The 18,145-nt window shown below is 56.5% G+C and carries 15 protein-coding genes, 1 tRNA gene and 1 pseudogene; 13 read left to right on the top strand and 4 right to left on the bottom strand.

The window, feature by feature from the left end:
• Positions 1-34: 34 nt before the first annotated feature.
• Together HDC32_RS07720 and HDC32_RS07715 are read left to right on the top strand one after the other, a co-directional pair.
• Entirely contained in the window at positions 35-2,494 is a 2,460-nt protein-coding gene (locus HDC32_RS07720; protein ID WP_131700402.1) for an EAL domain-containing protein, read from the top strand.
• A 79-nt stretch (positions 2,495-2,573) separates the two neighbouring features.
• Positions 2,574-3,344, top strand: coding sequence for a TenA family transcriptional regulator (locus HDC32_RS07715; protein WP_205885841.1), 771 nt, complete (start codon positions 2,574-2,576; stop codon positions 3,342-3,344).
• A 21-nt stretch (positions 3,345-3,365) separates the two neighbouring features.
• Here HDC32_RS07715 and HDC32_RS07710 read toward each other — a convergent pair whose 3' ends face one another.
• Both HDC32_RS07710 and lldD read right to left on the bottom strand, forming a co-directional pair.
• The gene (locus tag HDC32_RS07710; RefSeq protein WP_184743324.1) at positions 3,366-4,292 is read right to left on the bottom strand and encodes a GGDEF domain-containing protein; all 927 of its coding nucleotides are present in this window, start codon (positions 4,290-4,292) and stop codon (positions 3,366-3,368) included.
• A gap of 281 nt (positions 4,293-4,573) precedes the next feature.
• Entirely contained in the window at positions 4,574-5,716 is a 1,143-nt protein-coding gene (lldD, locus tag HDC32_RS07705; RefSeq protein ID WP_145336461.1) for an FMN-dependent L-lactate dehydrogenase LldD, read from the bottom strand.
• 100 nt (positions 5,717-5,816) lie between these two features.
• Here lldD and HDC32_RS07700 point away from each other — a divergent pair, with 100 nt between their 5' ends.
• The 3 genes and pseudogenes from HDC32_RS07700 to HDC32_RS07690 all read left to right on the top strand — a co-directional run.
• The gene (locus HDC32_RS07700) at positions 5,817-6,740 is read left to right on the top strand and encodes a LysR family transcriptional regulator (RefSeq protein ID WP_184743321.1); all 924 of its coding nucleotides are present in this window, start codon (positions 5,817-5,819) and stop codon (positions 6,738-6,740) included.
• A gap of 33 nt (positions 6,741-6,773) precedes the next feature.
• Positions 6,774-6,849 (top strand) — tRNA-Asn (locus tag HDC32_RS07695).
• 123 nt (positions 6,850-6,972) lie between these two features.
• Positions 6,973-7,296, top strand: a pseudogene (locus tag HDC32_RS07690) (ParA family protein); the annotation flags it as partial.
• 265 nt (positions 7,297-7,561) lie between these two features.
• Here HDC32_RS07690 and metC read toward each other — a convergent pair.
• Positions 7,562-8,743, bottom strand: a complete 1,182-nt coding sequence (gene metC, locus HDC32_RS07685; RefSeq protein ID WP_184743318.1) for a cystathionine beta-lyase — start codon at positions 8,741-8,743, stop codon at positions 7,562-7,564.
• A gap of 54 nt (positions 8,744-8,797) precedes the next feature.
• On the bottom strand, positions 8,798-9,916 hold the full coding sequence (locus tag HDC32_RS07680; RefSeq protein WP_184743315.1) for a DUF2817 domain-containing protein: 1,119 nt from the start codon (positions 9,914-9,916) through the stop codon (positions 8,798-8,800).
• 108 nt (positions 9,917-10,024) lie between these two features.
• On the opposite strand from HDC32_RS07680, the gene HDC32_RS07675 reads away from it, so the two are divergent.
• From HDC32_RS07675 to HDC32_RS07640, 8 genes are all read left to right on the top strand, one after another.
• Positions 10,025-10,774 carry a GntR family transcriptional regulator gene (locus tag HDC32_RS07675; RefSeq protein WP_184743312.1) on the top strand — a complete coding sequence of 250 codons (750 nt, stop codon included), beginning with the start codon at positions 10,025-10,027 and terminating at the stop codon, positions 10,772-10,774.
• A gap of 385 nt (positions 10,775-11,159) precedes the next feature.
• Entirely contained in the window at positions 11,160-12,275 is a 1,116-nt protein-coding gene (locus HDC32_RS07670; protein WP_184743309.1) for an ABC transporter substrate-binding protein, read from the top strand.
• A complete protein-coding gene (locus HDC32_RS07665) occupies positions 12,275-13,189 on the top strand; it encodes a branched-chain amino acid ABC transporter permease (RefSeq protein ID WP_184743307.1) in 915 nt (304 codons plus the stop codon). The genes HDC32_RS07670 and HDC32_RS07665 overlap by 1 nt, the downstream gene beginning before the upstream one ends.
• Before the next feature lie 10 nt (positions 13,190-13,199).
• Positions 13,200-14,186, top strand: a complete 987-nt coding sequence (locus HDC32_RS07660; protein WP_184743304.1) for a branched-chain amino acid ABC transporter permease — start codon at positions 13,200-13,202, stop codon at positions 14,184-14,186.
• A gap of 1 nt (position 14,187) precedes the next feature.
• Entirely contained in the window at positions 14,188-14,988 is an 801-nt protein-coding gene (locus HDC32_RS07655) for an ABC transporter ATP-binding protein (RefSeq protein ID WP_260403583.1), read from the top strand.
• Positions 14,985-15,716 (top strand): ABC transporter ATP-binding protein, encoded by a 732-nt coding sequence (locus tag HDC32_RS07650; protein WP_221461873.1) that lies wholly within the window; start codon positions 14,985-14,987, stop codon positions 15,714-15,716. Before HDC32_RS07655 ends, HDC32_RS07650 begins: the two co-directional genes overlap by 4 nt.
• Positions 15,713-17,041: an FAD-binding oxidoreductase gene (locus tag HDC32_RS07645; RefSeq protein ID WP_184743301.1), complete on the top strand. Its 1,329-nt coding sequence runs from the start codon at positions 15,713-15,715 to the stop codon at positions 17,039-17,041. Before HDC32_RS07650 ends, HDC32_RS07645 begins: the two co-directional genes overlap by 4 nt.
• 62 nt (positions 17,042-17,103) lie before the next feature.
• Positions 17,104-17,955 carry a VOC family protein gene (locus HDC32_RS07640; RefSeq protein WP_184743298.1) on the top strand — a complete coding sequence of 284 codons (852 nt, stop codon included), beginning with the start codon at positions 17,104-17,106 and terminating at the stop codon, positions 17,953-17,955.
• Positions 17,956-18,145 lie beyond the last annotated feature (190 nt).

Raw genomic sequence — 18,145 nt, 5'->3', positions numbered from 1 at the left:
GTGCGTATTCAGCAGTGCATGTGCAAGGGACTTCATGAAGCAAAAGCGGACTTTCGGAACGCCTCGGTTACTGGGCATTGTCTGGCCCTTTATTGCCGTCGTGCTGTTCCAGGCATTGTTGGGTTGCGTCAGCCTCTACGTGCTTTCAGCGGTGCGTGGCTATGTGGCCGGCGAGAGCCTGTGGTCCAAGGGCCAGAAAGACGCCATCTATTACCTGACGCTGTACGCCGATAATCGCGACGCAGGCACATACCTCAAATACCAGCAGGCCATTGCGGTGCCCCAGGGCGGCCATGAACTGCGCATCGCCCTGGACAGTCCCAGCCCTGACCTGGCTGCCGCGCGCCTGGGTATCCTCAAGGGCGGCAACCACCCGGACGATGTTTCCAGCGTGATCTGGCTGTACCTGAATTTTCGGCATTTCAGCTACCTGGAAAAAGCCATTGAACTGTGGACCGTCGGCGATGGCTACCTGGTTCAGTTGGACGACCTGGCTCGCGAGATGCACCAAGCGATCAATGCCGACCATGTCAATCCCAACGATGTTCGGCAGTGGAAAGCCCGCATCACTGCCATCAACGAGGGTGTGACCCCAGCCGCCAAAGCCTTCAGCGACGCCTTGGGTGAAGGCTCGCGCATGATCCTGCGGTTGCTGCTGATCACCAACCTGGCGACGGCCCTGGGCCTGATTGTGCTGGCGCTGTTGCGTACCCATAAGCTGCTGACCCAGCGTCATGCGTTCGCCAATGCGCTGCAGGCCGAGAAGGAGCGCGCACAGATCACCCTGGAGTCGATTGGCGATGGGGTGATCACCACCGATGTCGACGGGACCATTACCTATATGAACCCGGCAGCCGAGGCCATGACCCACTGGAATTCGGCCCAGGCCCAAGGCCTGCCCCTGGCGGCACTGTTCAACCTGCTGGATGACGATGCACAGCCGGATGGCTTCACCCTGATCGAACACATCGTCAAGGGCCGGTTCAGGGGCGGCAGCGAGCATTCGAAAACCATCCAGCGCCTGGACGGCAGCACGGTCTCCGTCACCCTGGTGGGGGCGCCGATCCTCAGCGGCGGCAAGGTCAGCGGTGCAGTGCTGGTACTGCATGACATGACCCAGGAGCGTCAGTACATCGCCAACCTGTCGTGGCAGGCCACGCACGACGCTTTGACCGGCCTGGCCAACCGTCGCGAGTTCGAGTACCGCCTGGAACAGGTGCTGCACAGGGCAGGGCAGCACCAGGGCGGGCGACATGCATTGATGTTTCTCGACCTCGACCAGTTCAAGCTGGTCAACGACACCTGCGGCCATGCGGCGGGCGACGAGTTGCTACGGCATATCTGCGCGCTGCTGCAATCGGACCTGCGCGAAGGCGACACCCTGGCGCGCCTGGGGGGCGACGAGTTCGGCATCCTGCTGGAGAACTGTCCGGCGGCGGTGGCGGAAAAAGTCGCCGAGAGCCTGCGCCATACCGTTCAAAACCTGCATTTCGTGTGGAAGGGGCGGCCGTTCATGACCACCGTGAGTATCGGCCTGGTGCACATATCGAGCACGCCGACCACCCTGGAAACCTCCCTGCGTGCCGCCGACATGGCGTGCTACATGGCCAAGGAAAAAGGCCGCAATCGCGTGCAGGTGTACCACGCCGATGACTCCGAACTGTCCCTGCGCTTTGGCGAGATGGCCTGGGTGCAACGCCTGCACATGGCATTGGAGGAGAACCGGTTTTGCCTGTATGCCCAGGAAATTGCGCCCCTGGGGTTGACCGACGGCGGCAATGGGCACATTGAAATCCTGCTGCGCCTGCACGACGAGGCGGGTCGGATCATTCTGCCCGACAGCTTCATCCCGGCTGCCGAGCGTTATGGTTTGATGACCTCTCTGGACCGTTGGGTGGTGGAGAACGTATTCAAGATCATTGCCCGCTGCATGCACGAGCACCCGGGCCGGCCTATGGCGATGTGTGCGATCAATCTGTCAGGCATTACGATTGGCGACGATGATTTTCTCGGCTTTTTACGTGAGAAATTCGAGGCTTACAGCATTCCGCCAGAAATGATTTGTTTTGAAATAACTGAAACAAGCGCTATTGCGAATCTGGGCAGTGCCATTCGCTTTATTAATGAACTCAAAGCCTTAGGTTGCTTCTTTTCCCTCGATGACTTCTGCGCCGGAATGTCCTCATTCGCGTATCTGAAACATTTACCTGTAGACTTCCTGAAGATCGATGGAAGTTTCGTAAAGGATATGCTGGACGACCCGATTAACCGCGCGATGGTCGAAGTGATCAACCACATCGGCCACGTCATGGGGAAGCGCACAATTGCCGAATTTGTTGAAACACTGCAGATCGAGCAGGCTTTGCTCGACATAGGTGTGGATTACGCTCAGGGCTACCTGATTGAACGACCGCAATTGTTTACCTTTGATAGCTTGCGTCGACCTGTGCGACCGCAGCCTCTGTTATTCAGGGCGCCCGGCACATTCCGCTGAAACATTTGCCGGTCTGTAAATCACACTTAAAAAGGAGCCTTAAATAGTGATCGACACATTCAGCAGAACCGGTCCGCTTATGGAAGCCTCAAGTTACCCCGCCTGGGCTCAGCAATTGATCCAGGACTGCAGCGAGAGCAAGCGCCGGGTTGTCGAACACGAACTGTACCAACGCATGCGTGACAACACGCTCAGCGCCAAAACCATGCGTCACTACCTGATCGGTGGCTGGCCCGTGGTGGAACAGTTTGCCTTGTACATGGCACAGAACCTCACCAAGACCAAGTTTGCCCGCCATCCAGGGGAAGACATGGCGCGACGTTGGCTGATGCGCAATATCCGTGTGGAGCTGAACCACGCGGACTATTGGGTCCATTGGGCGCGTGCCCACGGCGTCAGCCTCGAAGAGTTGCAGGCCCAGAACGTGCCGCCGGAGCTGCATGCGCTGAGCCATTGGTGTTGGCACACCAGCTCGGCCGATTCGTTGATTGTGGCTGTTGCCGCGACCAACTATGCGATCGAGGGCGCGACGGGAGAGTGGTCGGCAGTGGTGTGCTCCACCGGCGTGTATGCGGCGGCCTTTCCCGAGGAAGACCGCAAGCGTGCGATGAAGTGGCTGAAGATGCACGCCCAGTACGACGACGCCCATCCTTGGGAAGCCCTGGAAATCATCTGCACCCTGGCCGGGATGAACCCGACCAAGGAACTGCAGGCAGAGTTGCGCCAAGCCGTGTGCAAGAGCTACGACTACATGTACCTGTTCCTGGAACGTTGCATGCGCCTGGAGAAAGAAAAACCTGCGAGCGCTGCTGTGCGTGAGCGCCCGTTGCGTGTCGCCAGCGAAGCGTGATGTAACGGGGATGGCGGGGTCTTACCCCGCCATTGCCAGGCGATTACGGCCTTCGCGCTTGGCCACGTACAAGGCGCTGTCGGCGCGGCGCAACAGGCTGTCGGCCGACTCGGCGGCCAGCAGGGTCGAACAACCGAGGCTCACCGTCAATTCGATCCGTGTTCCATCCGCCCAATAATCCTGGGCCTTTGCCGCCTGGCGCAGGCGTTCACCGACCATGGCCGCCGCATCCCGTCCGGTGTTGGACAGCAGGATCAGAAACTCTTCCCCGCCAAACCGAAACACCATGTCCACGTTACGCAACTGGCTCTTGATTGCCCCGGCGACCGTGCGCAATACGTTATCGCCGGCCGCATGGCCGTGGGTATCGTTGATGATCTTGAAGTGGTCGATGTCCAGCATCAGCAAGGACAGCGGGTTCAGGTGCCGACGCGCCATGTCGATTTCCCGTTGCAGGGTCTGGTCCATGGCAATGCGGTTGCCCGTTTCGGTCAACGGGTCGCGCAGGGCGCTGCGGGTGGCGGCGCGGTAGAGCAGGGCGTTGCGCATCGGGTAGAGCAGGGTCGACAGCAGTGATTCGAGCTGGCCGAGTTCCTCTTCCAGCAGGCGCTGGTTGCGGCGAAAGATCAGCTCGCCGAGGTGCTCGCCTTCGTGGCTCAGGCTGTAGCTCACCGAATGGTGGCCGCGGTGGCCGAACTCCAGGCGCAGGTCGCTGGTTTCGTGGCGATATTGCAGGGCATCCAGAGGTACCAGGCGCTGGATCTCACGGAAAAACACCGCGAGGAGGCGCTGCGGTTCCAGGCTGGTCTGCAATTGCATCCCCAGTTGCTGGCGAAGTTGTGCGACGGTTGTCGGGCGGCGAGGTACGAGTGATGGCTGACCAAAGCCCAGGCGTTGCAATTTGGCACTGTCGAAGTCAACTGCGTTGGTCTGGGTTGGTGTTTTCATAAGCAAACGGCCTCTAAGCACTTAGCTGTCTTACAGGCTGGATGAGAGTGGCGAATGCCAGGCGTCTTACTGTTCCTTCAGTTCCGTAAAACATTGGAAACAGTTTAGACCGCTTTACCAAGGGTTATAACCCCTGGGCACTGCCACACGTCTTGTCATCGCTTGACCTGCTTGGAAGGTGTTAGAGCGAGATTCGTGCCATTTCGTTTAAATAAATAAAAGTCCTTACAAATCAAAGAGCGTTTTTAAAGTAAAAAACGGTCGTTAAGCAATGACGTCAGCTATTTGACTGATTGCACCAGCGTGCTGGAGTCAATCTGGTCAATGGATGTGACGCCGGTTAACGTCATGGCCACGCGCATTTCCTTGGCGAAGATGTCCAGCAGGTTCTCTACCCCGCGCTGACCATCGGCGGCCAGTGCATAGGCGGTGGCGCGTCCGAGCAGGCACGCCTTGGCGCCCAGGGCGAGCATGCGCACCACGTCCAGCCCGGAACGAATGCCGGAGTCCACCAGCACCGTCAGGTCATCGCCCACGACATCGGCAATCGGTGGCAAGGCCTTGGCAGTGGACAGCACACCGTCCAGCTGACGGCCGCCATGGTTGGAGACCACGATGCCATCGGCGCCGAAACTCACCGCGTCCTTGGCGTCCTGGGGGTCGAGGATGCCCTTGATGATCATCGGGCCTTTCCAGAATTCGCGGATCCACTCCAGGTCTTTCCAACTGATGGAGGGGTCGAAGTTATTGGCCAGCCAGCCGATGTAATCTTCCAGGTGGGTGGGTTTGCCGAGGTACTTGGAGATATTGCCCAGGTCATGGGGGCGGCCCATGAGCCCTACGTCGAATGCCCATTGTGGCTTGGTGACGGCCTGCAACATGCGCCGCTGCGCCGCGAACGGCCCGGACATGCCCGAGTGGGCATCGCGGTAGCGCGCCCCGGGCGTGGGCATGTCCACGGTGAACACCAGGGTGGTGACCCCAGCTGCCTGGGCCCGCTCTAGGGCATTGCGCATAAAGCCCCGGTCCTTGAGCACATACAGCTGGAACCAGATTGACTGCGGGCTCTGCGCCGCCACTTCTTCAATCGAACACACCGACACCGTCGACAGACAGAAGGGGATGCCCTTGTTCGCCGCCGCCTTCGCCGCCTGTACTTCGCCGCGCCGCGCATACATGCCGGTCAGGCCGACAGGGCTGAGGATGACCGGCATGTCCAGGGCCTGGCCGAACAGCGTGGTCTTGAGGCTGAGGTTATCGACATTGCGCAGCACGCGTTGGCGCAGGCTGATCTCGGCCAGGTCCGAACTGTTCGCGCGCATCGTGTGCTCGGCGTAGGCACCGCCGTCGATGTAGTCGAACAGGAAGCGCGGCAGCTTGCGTTTGGCCGCTGCGCGGTAGTCGGAGGCGGACGAGATAATCATTAAGCGTGTCTCCACAAGGCTGGGCGGGTCAGGATAGGCAAATATCTGTCATGATAAAAACAACTTTTATCGCTAGTAGTCAGTCGCTGAAGGAATACCCATGAACTTGAGAACGTTGCGCACGTTCGTCGAAGTGGTACGCCAGGGCGGATTCTCCCAGGCCGCCGAGGTGGTAGCCTTGACCCAATCCTCGGTGAGCAAGGCGGTCAAGACTCTGGAAGAGGAACTCGGCATGCCGCTGCTCGACCGCCTGGGCCATCGCAACGAACTCACCGCCGCCGGTGAGATCGCCTACCGCCGCGCCATAGTGCTGCTCGCCGAACACCATGACCTGGTCGCCGAGATCAACGACCTGCGCGGCCTCAAGCGCGGTGTGTTGCGCATAGGCCTGCCACCGGTGGGGTGTGGGGTGCTGTTTGCTACGATGTTTGCCACCTATCGCAGTCGTTACCCGGACATCGACATCGAACTCACCGAATACGGCAGCAAAAGACTGCGCGAGTGCCTGGAGGTGGGGGAGGTCGACCTCGCTGCATTGCTGCTGCCGGTCGATGCAGGCTTCGATTATCAGCCCGTGCGCAACGAACCGCTGATGGCCGTACTGCCCAGGAGCCACCCCTTGGCCCAACGTCAACGCATTGACTTCGCCGACCTGGCGGATTCGCCGTTCATCCTGTTCGAAGCCGGCTTCGCCCTGAACGCCAAGATTCTGGCCGCCTGCGAGCGCAAAGGCGTGATACCCCGCGTGGCGGCGCGCAGCGGACAGATCGACTTCATCGTCGACCTGGTCGCGGCCGGCCTCGGCGTCGCTTTCCTGCCGCGCATGTTGGCGCACAAGCACCAACACGCGGGCATCGCCCTGATCCCTCTCGACGAACCCCACACCGACTGGCACATCGCCCTGGCCTGGCGCGCCAGCGCCCACTTGCCACCCGCCGTGCGCGCCTGGCTGGAACTGGCCAAGGAGCAGCAGCTTTCAACCGGTCATCCGGATTCATCGTCCAGGATCTCAGGGAAGGCTTGACTTCTCCTTTTTAATCAGTAACATACGGCGCATTCCGCGATAGCTCAGTTGGTAGAGCAAATGACTGTTAATCATTGGGTCCCTGGTTCGAGTCCAGGTCGTGGAGCCAGATAGGGAAAAGCCTGCAGCGATGCAGGCTTTTTTTTTGCCTTGGATTTTTCCGGGGGGATCAAAGCGCACAGCGTGACCTGCATGAAAGCATCTCAAATCCTACGATTCCGAGGTCAATATCATGAAAGTCACTGCGGTCGTTTCAACCAAAGGCGGGCCGGGTAAAACCACGGTCGACGTCAATCTAGGCGCGTTCTGCGCCGATGCAGGGATCCGTACTCTGCTCATCGATCTGGATAACCAGCCGTCGCTGTCATCGTTCTATGCCCTATCGCATCAGGCGCCCGGTGGAACCTATCAACTGATCGCGAACAACGAGATCCGGGCTGATCAGGTCATTTCGCACACCTGCATTCCTGATCTCTCATTGATCCATTCCAATGATCCGTTCAATCAGCTGGGAACTTTGTTGCTCCATGCTGCTGACGGGCGCCTTCGTCTCAAGCTGCACGAGAATTTCAGCGTGGAATGCTCCAGCGCTGTTGCCGCTGACCGAAAACTGACCGAGTAGAGGCTGTTCTGCCGACTGAAAACTGAGCTACCAGATAGGGGGACGTTGGCAGTGTTACTGTAAGTCGCTCCGCGATCTCGTCGATTGTCGGTGGTGCTAGCTCAAACGAATGACGGTGTCCAAAACCATTGGAGCATAGATGGCCTGGATATTAGAGGCATCAGCGGGCGTAGCATTTAACACTTTCTCGGAAACTCACTTACGCTACATTTACAGAAGTTTTTTTAACGACCTGGTCAAGAGCTTGAATCATGTCAGATTGAAGCTCGTTTAAATTTTCTAAACCAGCATGCACTCGAACAAGATAACCTGACTTCTCCCAGTTTTGTACAGTACGAGAAGGTTTGCCAATCGGTAAAACTAGACTTTCATACCCCCCCCAAGACAAACCAATTCCAAAGTGTTTTAGGCTGTCGAAGAAACACCTGACGCGTTCCATGTCAGTGCTTTTCAATTGCAAAGAAAATAGACCGCTCGCGCCTCTGAAGTCTCGTGTCCAGAGATCATGGCTCGGATCATTAGCCAGTGCAGGGTGATGCACTTGGGCCACCGCTGGATGCGTCTGCAAACATTGAGCTAGGGCTAAACCATTTTCCCAATGACGTTGCAATCGCACACTTAGGCTGCGAATACCACGCAGACCTAGAAAAATATCATCGGGACCCGCGGTTTCGCCAAAATCATGGGCGCTGGCCTGCAACTGCTCCCACGCGCCTTCATTGGCTGTGGCGGTACCAAGCAAGGCATCTGAATGACCGACGATGTATTTAGTGGCCGCTTGAATTGAAATGTCTACTCCGTGATCGAATGGCTTGAAATAAAGAGGGGTCGCCCAAGTGTTGTCCAACAATACTTTTGCACCGACGCTGTGCGCAGCATTAGACAGAGCACGTACATCCGAGATTTCAAAGGTCAACGATCCTGGGGATTCAATAAACACCACACTTGTATTTTTTCGAAGTTTTGACGTTAGATCTTCCACGTTAATTGGGTTGAAATACTCCACCTCGACACCCAAGCGAGTCAGCACCCTGTCAGCGAACATGCGGGTTGGCCCGTACACATTGTCAGTTATTAAAATGTGATCACCTGCGGCCACAAAAGCCATCACCGCATGAGTACAGGCCGAAAGCCCCGATGGAAATACGAGACTGGCATAGCCCCCTTCCAGTTCGGCAATAGCTGACTCAAAGGCACGTGTTGTTTCGGTACCAAACCGACCGTAATGTGCATAAGGATTACCGTCGCGCTTGCACGCTTCCCAAGCATCAAAGCTGGGCACGAGTATGGTCGAGCCACGAAAAACCGGAGTATTTATGAGCCCACCGAAACGCTCAGAATTGCGACCGGTATTGACTACGAGGGTATCTGGATGATGCATTTGTTTAATCTCAGCAGCAGGGACGTGGAAAGGTAAGTGCAAAGGTGACGCGATTCAGTCCCGCCACGCGATTAGCCCATTCAGCGCCTGCTGTTGAATGGCAACAGCATGACTTAGGGCGCTTTGTTGCCAGCTCACAGCATCAGGTGAAAACGCCTGAGTTATTTGCGTAAGCAAAGCTTGACGCTCAATAGGATCGGAGACCGAACCGCTGTGTAGACGCCTGTCGGCCTTCAATGCCTGCTGAAGCTTGTCCAGCGGTACGGTGCCAAGCTCGATAACCGCGCCCGTCAATTGAGCCGGTGCTACGAATCGGGAAATCCCTTGAAACAGCAAGCCGGTATATTGCGGACGTGCCGCCCCATCAAAACCGGCGGGGTTTTCGATATTGGGCTGACCCCACCATTCACATGCCCGGTTCCATGCCTCGCTATTGCGGTCACTGAAACAAAGGAAAAACGGTTCTCCTGTCTCCCCAAGCCCCGTATGCCAATCAATTAAAGCGACTTTTTCAGCACCACAAAGGTGCTGTTCAATAATTGACTGAAGTGCCAGATGAGACCATTCAGGCCCCTTGCCACCATAACTCAAGCCTTCTGGATGCGTGTATTGCCCGCGCATACTGGCGTCGGTAAACGCAGGCATGCCCTTGTCATCGATCCATGCATCGATAGTGCGCTGGGCCTCCTCGGCAGCGCTCACGTCAAGTTCATGCGGGCCAATCCAGGGGTGCAGATGCTCATATTCAAGGTTCTGGGGAACAGGCTGCGTCCAATCGATGAAGTTTCGATTGAGGTCGACGAGGCCTTCGGTGCACCGGCTCACATGAGCAGCCCCCCACGGATTGATTGCATGGATCAGCACCACTCGAACATCAAGTGCCTCAGCGTGAGCTCCCAGGGCTTGCATAAAGGCGATTTGCGCAGCGGAACCGATGAAGCACTCCGGGCCGTGAGTGCCGCTCACCACGATCATTGCCCGCTTGCTCTCCAGCGGTCCGATTATGGCAACGTCGGTGGTCAGGCTACCGCCGTTGGGTGCCGTTGCATCATCGTTGAGGTAAACATGCAGTACAGCGCCTGCCTGGGCCGCGGCCATTTGAAATTTAGCGCGTGCTGTAGCGTAATCGGGCGAGAAACAACTTGATGTCAAAGCGAGGGAGACTTCGCGCATGAATGATCCTTGAATACAAAACGGCACATGGATTTGGCCGGATCGTAACATGTTACGAATACTCCCTGTAAACTGCTAAAATGCCGTGCATGTAAAAAAGGTCCTCAGATGCCCAAAAAAAACGAAGTTGAAGCCCCACCTGTTGTTGAGGGGCGCATACGCGTCAGGCAAAGCGATGCGGCGTTCGATGCAGTGCACAGAGCTATCGTGCGCTGCGAACTGATGCCCGGCGTGCATGTGTCGGAAGCGGAAATAGAAACGCGCTTTGGGCTTAAGCGAGCGGCTACTCGCGCAGCGCTGGAGCGCCTGGCGGCCAAAGGGTTGGTCCGCCCGATGCATCGCCAGGGGTATCAGGTCAAACCCATCACTTTGCGCGACATCAACGAGCTGTATCAGATACGCGAAATCATCGAGTTAGCAACGGTTCGCATGGCGGCAGGCAAGGTCGATGAAGAGGGCCTGCGGCGTCTCGATCAAGCGTGTTCTAGAAGTTACAAGCCAGGTGATCGAGACAGCGAAGACCGCTTCCTTCAAGCCAATACCGAGTTTCACCTGGTGGTGGCGCAAGCCTCAGGCAATGAGCGCCTGGTGGAGATGTTAGCCAACGTTCTGAGTGAAATGGAGCGGTTGTTTCACCTCGGCCTAGCGCTGCGCGACCGCACCAACGAAATGCGACACGAGCATGAATCGCTTATTGCGGCGCTGACGGCTGGAGACTCAAAAGGCGCAGAAACAGTGGCGCGCATGGAATTGATCTCATCCAAGGCAATGGTGCTCGACGCCCTGATGTCTTCATCCAGCCTGTTGGATGTAAACATCACCAGTGGTCCGGTTGGGCCACTGTCATTGAGCAGCTGAGCTCACCCGCCTCGATTGCTTGAGACACTGCAAGCTGACCGGCAGTGTTTCAAGCTTGATCGCCGCCTCGTGTAAAGCCCGTACCTCTCCAAACAGCGGCGCACCTTAACATCCCACTCCCACCACTCCCTGCATCGAAACGGTGCAGCTTCGTGTCGGCAATTGTTCAGGATTGCTGATCCGCCAAGCGCTCAGCAGAGCCCTCTTAGCTCAATGTTGGCTTAATTTCTGTGTGTGGCACAGCTATTGCTGTGCCACAAAACATACTCGTAACATGTTACGAGAGCCATAAGGTCATTTCACAGATGATTTCCGGTCGGTAAATCGACCCGAGCAGATGTGCATACGATCTAAACGTTGTCCTTCCAGCGAAAAGGATCTGCTCATGCTCCGTAGAACCGTCAATCAATTTCTGGCAATAGGGCTGTGTGCCTTTGCAAGTCTTGCCAGCGCACAGAACGAGATCGCAGTCGGCTACCAACTGCCATTGACCGGCGATAACTCGCAATACGGCACGCTTTTCAAGAACTCGGCCGATATGGCGCTTGAGCAATTCAACGCGTCAGGAAAGCTGCCTGACACGAAGGTGGTGATCAAGTACGAAGACAGCAAGAGCGACGCAAAAGAAGGCGTGAACATCGCTCGAAAGTTCTCCGACGACGCCCATATTTTAGGAGTGATTGGCGACTTCAACTCAACCGTATCCATGGCGGCAGGGCAGGTTTACGCCGAACAACATGTACCGCAGTTGTCCCAATCGGCTTCGCACCCCGACTTCCTCAAGATCAGCAACTGGCAGTTTCGTAACATCACCACAATGGCCGTCGAGTCGCCATTCATCGCCAAATGGATGGCGCAGAACAACCTTAAGCATTACGCCGTTATAGGCATTCAAAACGACTGGGGTCAGAGCTCAGTGAAGAACTTCAGCGAGGAGGCCGCAACGCTAGGAAATGAGGTTGTGGATACCGAGTTCTTTAACCCGGGCAACCGAGACTTTCGCTCAATACTGACCAAGGTGGCTCGCTCTAAACCCGATGCGATCGTACTGTTCATGTTTTATGAAGAGGCCGCCAGCTTCCTGCAACAACGCGCACAGATGAACGTGCAAACCGTCGTCTACGGTGGTTCGCCACTGTATGAGCCCAAGCTTCTGCAACTGGCGGGGCCAGCGGCCAACGGTTTGATGATGCCTAGCACCTTCGTCGCGCAAAGTGCAGATACCAGGGTCCAGGCATACGTAGAGGGCTACCGCCAGCGGTATGGCAGCGAGCCAAGCATGTTTGCCGCGCAGGCTTATGATGCAACTAACATCATGCTCGACGCGATTGTTGCAGCAGGCCCAGAGCCGACTCGGGCCAGGGTTCGTGATGCACTGGCGGAGACGCATGATTACCCAGGGGTGACGGGAGCAACCACATTCGACCCGGTCACTCGCGAAGTGACCAAGCAGTTGAATCGCATGATCGTTAGCGATGGCGCTTACAAGGTCATCCAATGATGGAAACCGATTTCCTCATTCAACAGTTGATCAACGGCGTTTCGATCGGATTGGTCTATGCCCTGATGGCGATCGGGTTCACGTTGATATTCGGAGTACTCAACGTCGTCAACTTTGCCCACGGCGAAATTTACATGTTGGGCGCTTTCGTCGGGTTACTGCTGATTACCACATTCGCACCGCCGCTGTTTGTCGTGATTATTTTCGTACTGGCTTTCGGCGCGGTGATGGGACTGGCGCTTGATCGAGTGGCGTTCCGCCCATTCAGGCGGTTTCGCGACGAGGCGTCGATGAAATCCAAAGCTATTCGCGAGGCCACGCTACTGTCCTCGCTGGCACTGTCGATTGTGATTCGTGAGGGGGTCGAAAAAATCTTCGGCTCCAACATGCAGGTGGTGCCGCAGGACTACCTGCTAATCAGCCCGGTTCAAATCGGCAGTTTCTCGTTTGCCAGCGGTCAGTTCCTGATTTTCGGCTTATCAATGGCAATGTTGGTCGGACTGCAGCTATTGCTGTTCAAAACCCACATTGGGCGCTCGATCCGTGCAGTGGCCAGCAACCCGGCAGGCGCCATGTATGTCGGCATCCACACCGAAAACGTGATCATGGCGACGTTTGCCGTTGGCTCTATGCTGGGGGCCAGTGCAGGTATCGTCGTTGGCCTGTACCAAGGTGCGGTATTTCCGGCGATGGGTTTCGCGCCGGGTATCAAGGCATTCGTGGCGATGGTCATGGGCGGGCTGCACTCTATTCCAGGGGCGGTGATATGTGCACTGATACTGGGTATCGCTGAAACGTTTACCACCAGCTACCTGGCTCAAGGCTGGGGTGACTTGGTGGCCTACGCCTTTCTGCTGCTGACGCTGATTTTCTTCCCCACCGGTATTTTTGGCGCTGCCCGCGAGCGCGTTTAAGGAGGCTGCAATGACATCGAAAAAAACTGTCGCCGTGATGCTGATCCTGATGCTGGTCGTCGTGCCAGCCTTCCTGTACTGGCTCAACGCAAGCTACTGGTTTGGCGTCGCAGGAACCATGATGGTCTTCGCGATTCTCGCGGTGAGCGCCAACCTCATCACCGGTACCACCGGCTTGCTCTCATTGGGCCATGCCGGGTTTTACGGCATAGGCGCCTATACCGCCGCAATGACGGCCACTGCCTGGCATTGGCCGTTCTACCTGACCATCCCGGCAGCAGGCCTGGCCGCGGCGGGGGTGGGCATTTTGCTAGCCCTGCCAATTATGCGCTTGGTCGGTATTTACTTCGCCGTCGCCACCCTGGCCGTCGGCGAGATAATCCATGTAACGCTGCTCAACTGGGTCGATTTTACGCACGGCCCGATGGGCATCTCCGGGATTCCAGGAATTGCCCTGGCAGGCGTGTTCAAAAGCGGCAATCTGGCTAACTATTTTGCCGGCGCGGGTCTGCTGATCGCGACCGTTTTTGCCGTGCACCGATTGACACACTCCTATTACGGCAACGCTTTGCGCTCACTGCGTGAGGACGATCAGTGCGCCCAGGCAATGGGGCTCAAAGTGGTACGTATCAAGACCGAGGCCTTTGCGTTCAGCTGCTTTTTTGCCGGGGTCGCCGGCGCGCTGTGGGCGCACACAACTCAATATATCTCCCCTGGTGACTTCCGTTTTTCTGAGTCGATACTGATCTTGGCAATGGTTGTTGTTGGAGGATTGGGGAGTATTCCAGGCGCCCTGATAGGTGCGTTGCTGCTGGTTGGGCTGCCAGAAGTTCTAAGGCCGTTCGGTGACTATCGAATGATTGGCGTAGGGCTGGTGATGTTTCTCAGCATCCTGTTCTTGCCCCGTGGCATCTGTGGCGAAGTCAGTGCCATGGCACTGGCACGCAAGCACCTGAATGCGGCGTGGAAACCCTCACAACAACTGGGCTGGCGGTGAAATGAACATGACGACATCGATGAAGGCCCCCAGTGCGCCTGCTCAACTGCTGCTTATGGAAGACGTCACCCGTCGTTTCGGCGGTCTGACCGCAGTCGAAGGCTTTACCGGGCATGTAGGCTTCGGTGAACGGGTAGGGTTGATAGGTCCCAACGGGGCAGGAAAAACGACGCTCTTTAATCTCATTACCGGGATAACCGGAGTGTCTTCGGGCACGGTGCATTTTTGCGGTGAGCGTGTCACCGGCCTTGCCCCCGACAATCTTGCGCGAATGGGCGTAGCGCGCACGTTTCAAAATCTTCGGGTGCTGCCGAACATGAGCGTTTTCGACAACGTTTCAATCGGCGCTCTGGGCGTGGTCGGGCATTCGCCGTGGAGCAGCCTCTTCGGACGGCGAACATTGTCCAATCGCATTAGCAAGTTGACCTGGCAAGCACTGGAGCGGACCGGGCTGTGTGACCAAGCAGGAATGCTAGCGGCGAACCTTTCTTACGGACGGCGCAAGTACCTGGAGATCGCCCGCGCGTTGGCCTTACAGCCAAAGCTATTGATTCTGGACGAGCCGGCAGCTGGACTTAACGACACAGAAACATCGGAACTGGCGTTTTTTATCCGAAGCCTGTCCGACCAGGGGCTGTCGGTGATGTTGGTGGAGCATGACATGGGGTTCGTCATGTCGCTGTGTGATCGGATAATGGTCATGGCGTCGGGCCGCAAAATTGCAGATGGACCGCCCGCACAGATAGCAGCCCATCCAGCGGTTCTGGAAGCCTATCTGGGAACAGAGGAGGATGAAGTATGAATCCCCACGTTCAACCTATTCTGAGTATCGAGAACCTGACAGTGCGCATTGGGCCGCAAACCATTTTGCAGAACGTGTCATTGGAAGTTGCGCCACATAGCATCGTCAGCGTGTTAGGCAGCAACGGTGTAGGCAAAACCACGCTGATGCGAGCCATCTCCGGTATCTATCCCGTCGCCTCAGGTCGCATTATTTTCGATGGGCAGGACATCACCAACAAACCGTCGCACCAGATCGTCACCAACGGTCTTGCTCAGGCGCCAGAGGGGCGTCAGATATTTTTCGGAATGAGTGTGCTGGAAAACTTGCGCCTGGGTGCGGGCAAACGTCCCTATCGAGAGTTCAGCGAGTCTCTTGAGCAAATGTTGGTGCTTTTTCCTCGCTTGAAGGAGCGCCTGCTACAAAAAGCCGGAACGATGTCTGGTGGCGAGCAGCAAATGCTTTGCGTGGCCAGAGCGCTGATGAGCCGTCCCCGTCTGCTTTTGATGGACGAACCCTCCCTGGGCCTGGCACCCAAGGTGATACGTCAGATCTTCGACCTTACTCAAACCATTCGCGCCGGCGGGACGGCAGTACTGCTGGTGGAGCAGAATGCTCGTGCTGCATTGCGCGTGGCTGATTACGCTTACATCCTTGACTCAGGCACGGTTTCACTCTCAGGGCCCGCTGAGCAGATGGCCAATGATGCGCGAGTTCGCGCAGCTTACTTAGGAGGACATGCGGCATGAGTCAGCTGGAATCCATACCCCCGAACGCTCCGCTGCCACCTTCACTGTGGACGGAGAGCGCCAAGCCGGCTTTGCAGACCATGCAGTTGTCCCACACTCATCTTAGAGCCGACGTAGTCGTGATAGGTGCAGGCTTCACCGGCTTGTCTGCTGCCTTGCAATTAGCTGAAACAGGTGTCGATGTCGTAGTTTTGGAGGCTGCTGAACTTGGATGGGGCGCCTCAGGCCGTAATAATGGCCAGGTAATCCCCTGTTTATCCCGTGCAGATCCAGACCTGCTTTTAAAGGTGTTCGGAGCTCAGAAAGGTGAGGCATTTATCGGGCTGATCCGTGACTCCGCGAGCACGGTGTTCGACCTGATCCGAAAGCATGGAATCGAATGTGAGGCTGTTCAGAATGGCTGGGTACAGCCTGCACATAGGCCCAGTCGGATGTCATTGGTCAGTGCTCGCTGCAAACAATGGAGGTTGCGTGGCGCTCCGGTAGAATTGCTCGACCGTGATCAAGTTACAGCGATCACCGGGTCTGATTACTGGCACGGTGGCTGGCAAAACCCCACAGGGGGGCACGTTAACCCGTTAGGACTGGTGCGAGGCCTTGCGGCTGCGGCGATGAAATTCGGTGCACGCATCTATACACAAAGCCCGGCACTGCGCATCTTGCCCTCAGGCCCAAACTGGCGGGTTGAAACCAGGGATGGTGTGGTCATTGCCAAGAAAGTCATCATCGCTACCCACGCCTACAGCAGCACATTCTCCAATTCACTTTGGCCGGGTTTGGATCGCACATTTGTCCCAATTCGCTCATATCAGATGGCAACCGCGCCAATACCCGAAGGCCTTCGTAGAGGAATTCTACCGTTTAACCATGCGATGTCCGACACACATGGCGACCTGCATTTCTGTCGATTCGATGGCGCAGGGCGGTTGATAACGGGAGGGGCGTTGGTTCTGCATAATAATTTTGAAGAGCGCTTGCAGCGACGTATAGGGACACGGCTGAAGGACATGTTCCCAGCACTTTGCGAGTTGGGGCCGAAGCCTTTCGAGCACGTCTGGCACGGTAACCTCGCAATCACTACCGATGCCGTCCCCCATGTGCATAAGCTGGCTGACGGAGTCTATGCATGGCTTGGATGCAACGGTCGGGGGCTCGCACTGGCAACCGCCATCGGTGGAGCGTTAGCCGATGTAGTCAAAGGCTTACCTGAATCAAAATCACCGCTGCCCTTTGCTGCACTCGAACCGATTTCTTCGCATAGTTTAGCCAAGAAGGTTGCTCCCTTCGGCCTGCTTGGATACCGATGGAGGGACGGTCGTGATTGAGCGCCCCCAGCGGTAGTTGGAAGTACAACGCTGCCCCATAACCACCTCATTGAGTATTGCGCATGCGTAAGCATATCCAAGGTATCGACCATGTGGTGATCGCCGCCAGCAGCATGGACGCCGTTGCAAAAACCTATGGCCAGTTGGGCTTTACACTCACCCCCCGCGGTTACCATTCCATGGGATCGGAAAATCACTGCGTAATGTTTGAGGACGACTACTTTGAGCTGCTTACCGTACCGCGTCCTCATCCGGCAACAAGCTACTTCCAGTCATTTGTGGAAGATGGCGGAGATGGGCTATGCGCATTGGCGCTAATGACAGATGACGCGTCAGCTTTTCACGATGAGCTGAGTCGCTCCAACATTCGCAGCGGCTCGCCTTTGGACTTTTCGCGACCAGTCCAATTACCGGAGGGTACCCGTGATGCGCGCTTCCGAATCACCCAGATCGACTTGGAGTCGACACCCGCGGGTCGAGTTTTTGCGTGCCAACATTTTACTAGAGACGTCGTCTGGCGTAACGAATACACGCATCATTCTAACGGCGTGATTGGCTTGGCGAGTGTCACAGTCATCACTGACCAGGTGAAAGTACTCGCATCAGCTTATGGGCAAGTATTTGACAGTGACTGTGCACCCAGTTCGCTGTTTACGCCTGGCCTACAAATAGATACCGGTAATGTGCCTTTACATTTCACAAACGAAGCTGCTTTTAATGCCTGCTATCCCGGGTTGTCACTGGTGAACCGCCCCGATGCCTATTACGGAGCCATCGGCTTCAGGGTTAAGAACCTTATGCCTTTGCGCGCTATCTTGCAGAAAAACGGGATTTCTTTCGTCGATATCTCACCCACCACACTAGGGATAAGCGGACAGCACTGTCATGGGGTAGCACTTCTGTTTCACATGTGAACTGGCTCCACTAACATGACCCGATTAGCGAATAGCGAGATCCATCACCGTGGATTTTGCTGTGCGCACGAAGCATGCGTGTTATCCCTGATGAAATGTTGATCCTGGCTATTGATTTTTTAACTGTTCCAGTTCGAAACCAATGGTTCAGCTTTGGCAACTCTCACGATCTGATCACAGCAAGCTGGTA

It is taken from the genome of Pseudomonas sp. JAI120 (assembly GCF_014207255.1).
Classification (GTDB): Bacteria; Pseudomonadota; Gammaproteobacteria; order Pseudomonadales; family Pseudomonadaceae; genus Aquipseudomonas.
This window is presented reverse-complemented; position numbering and strand designations above follow the sequence as displayed.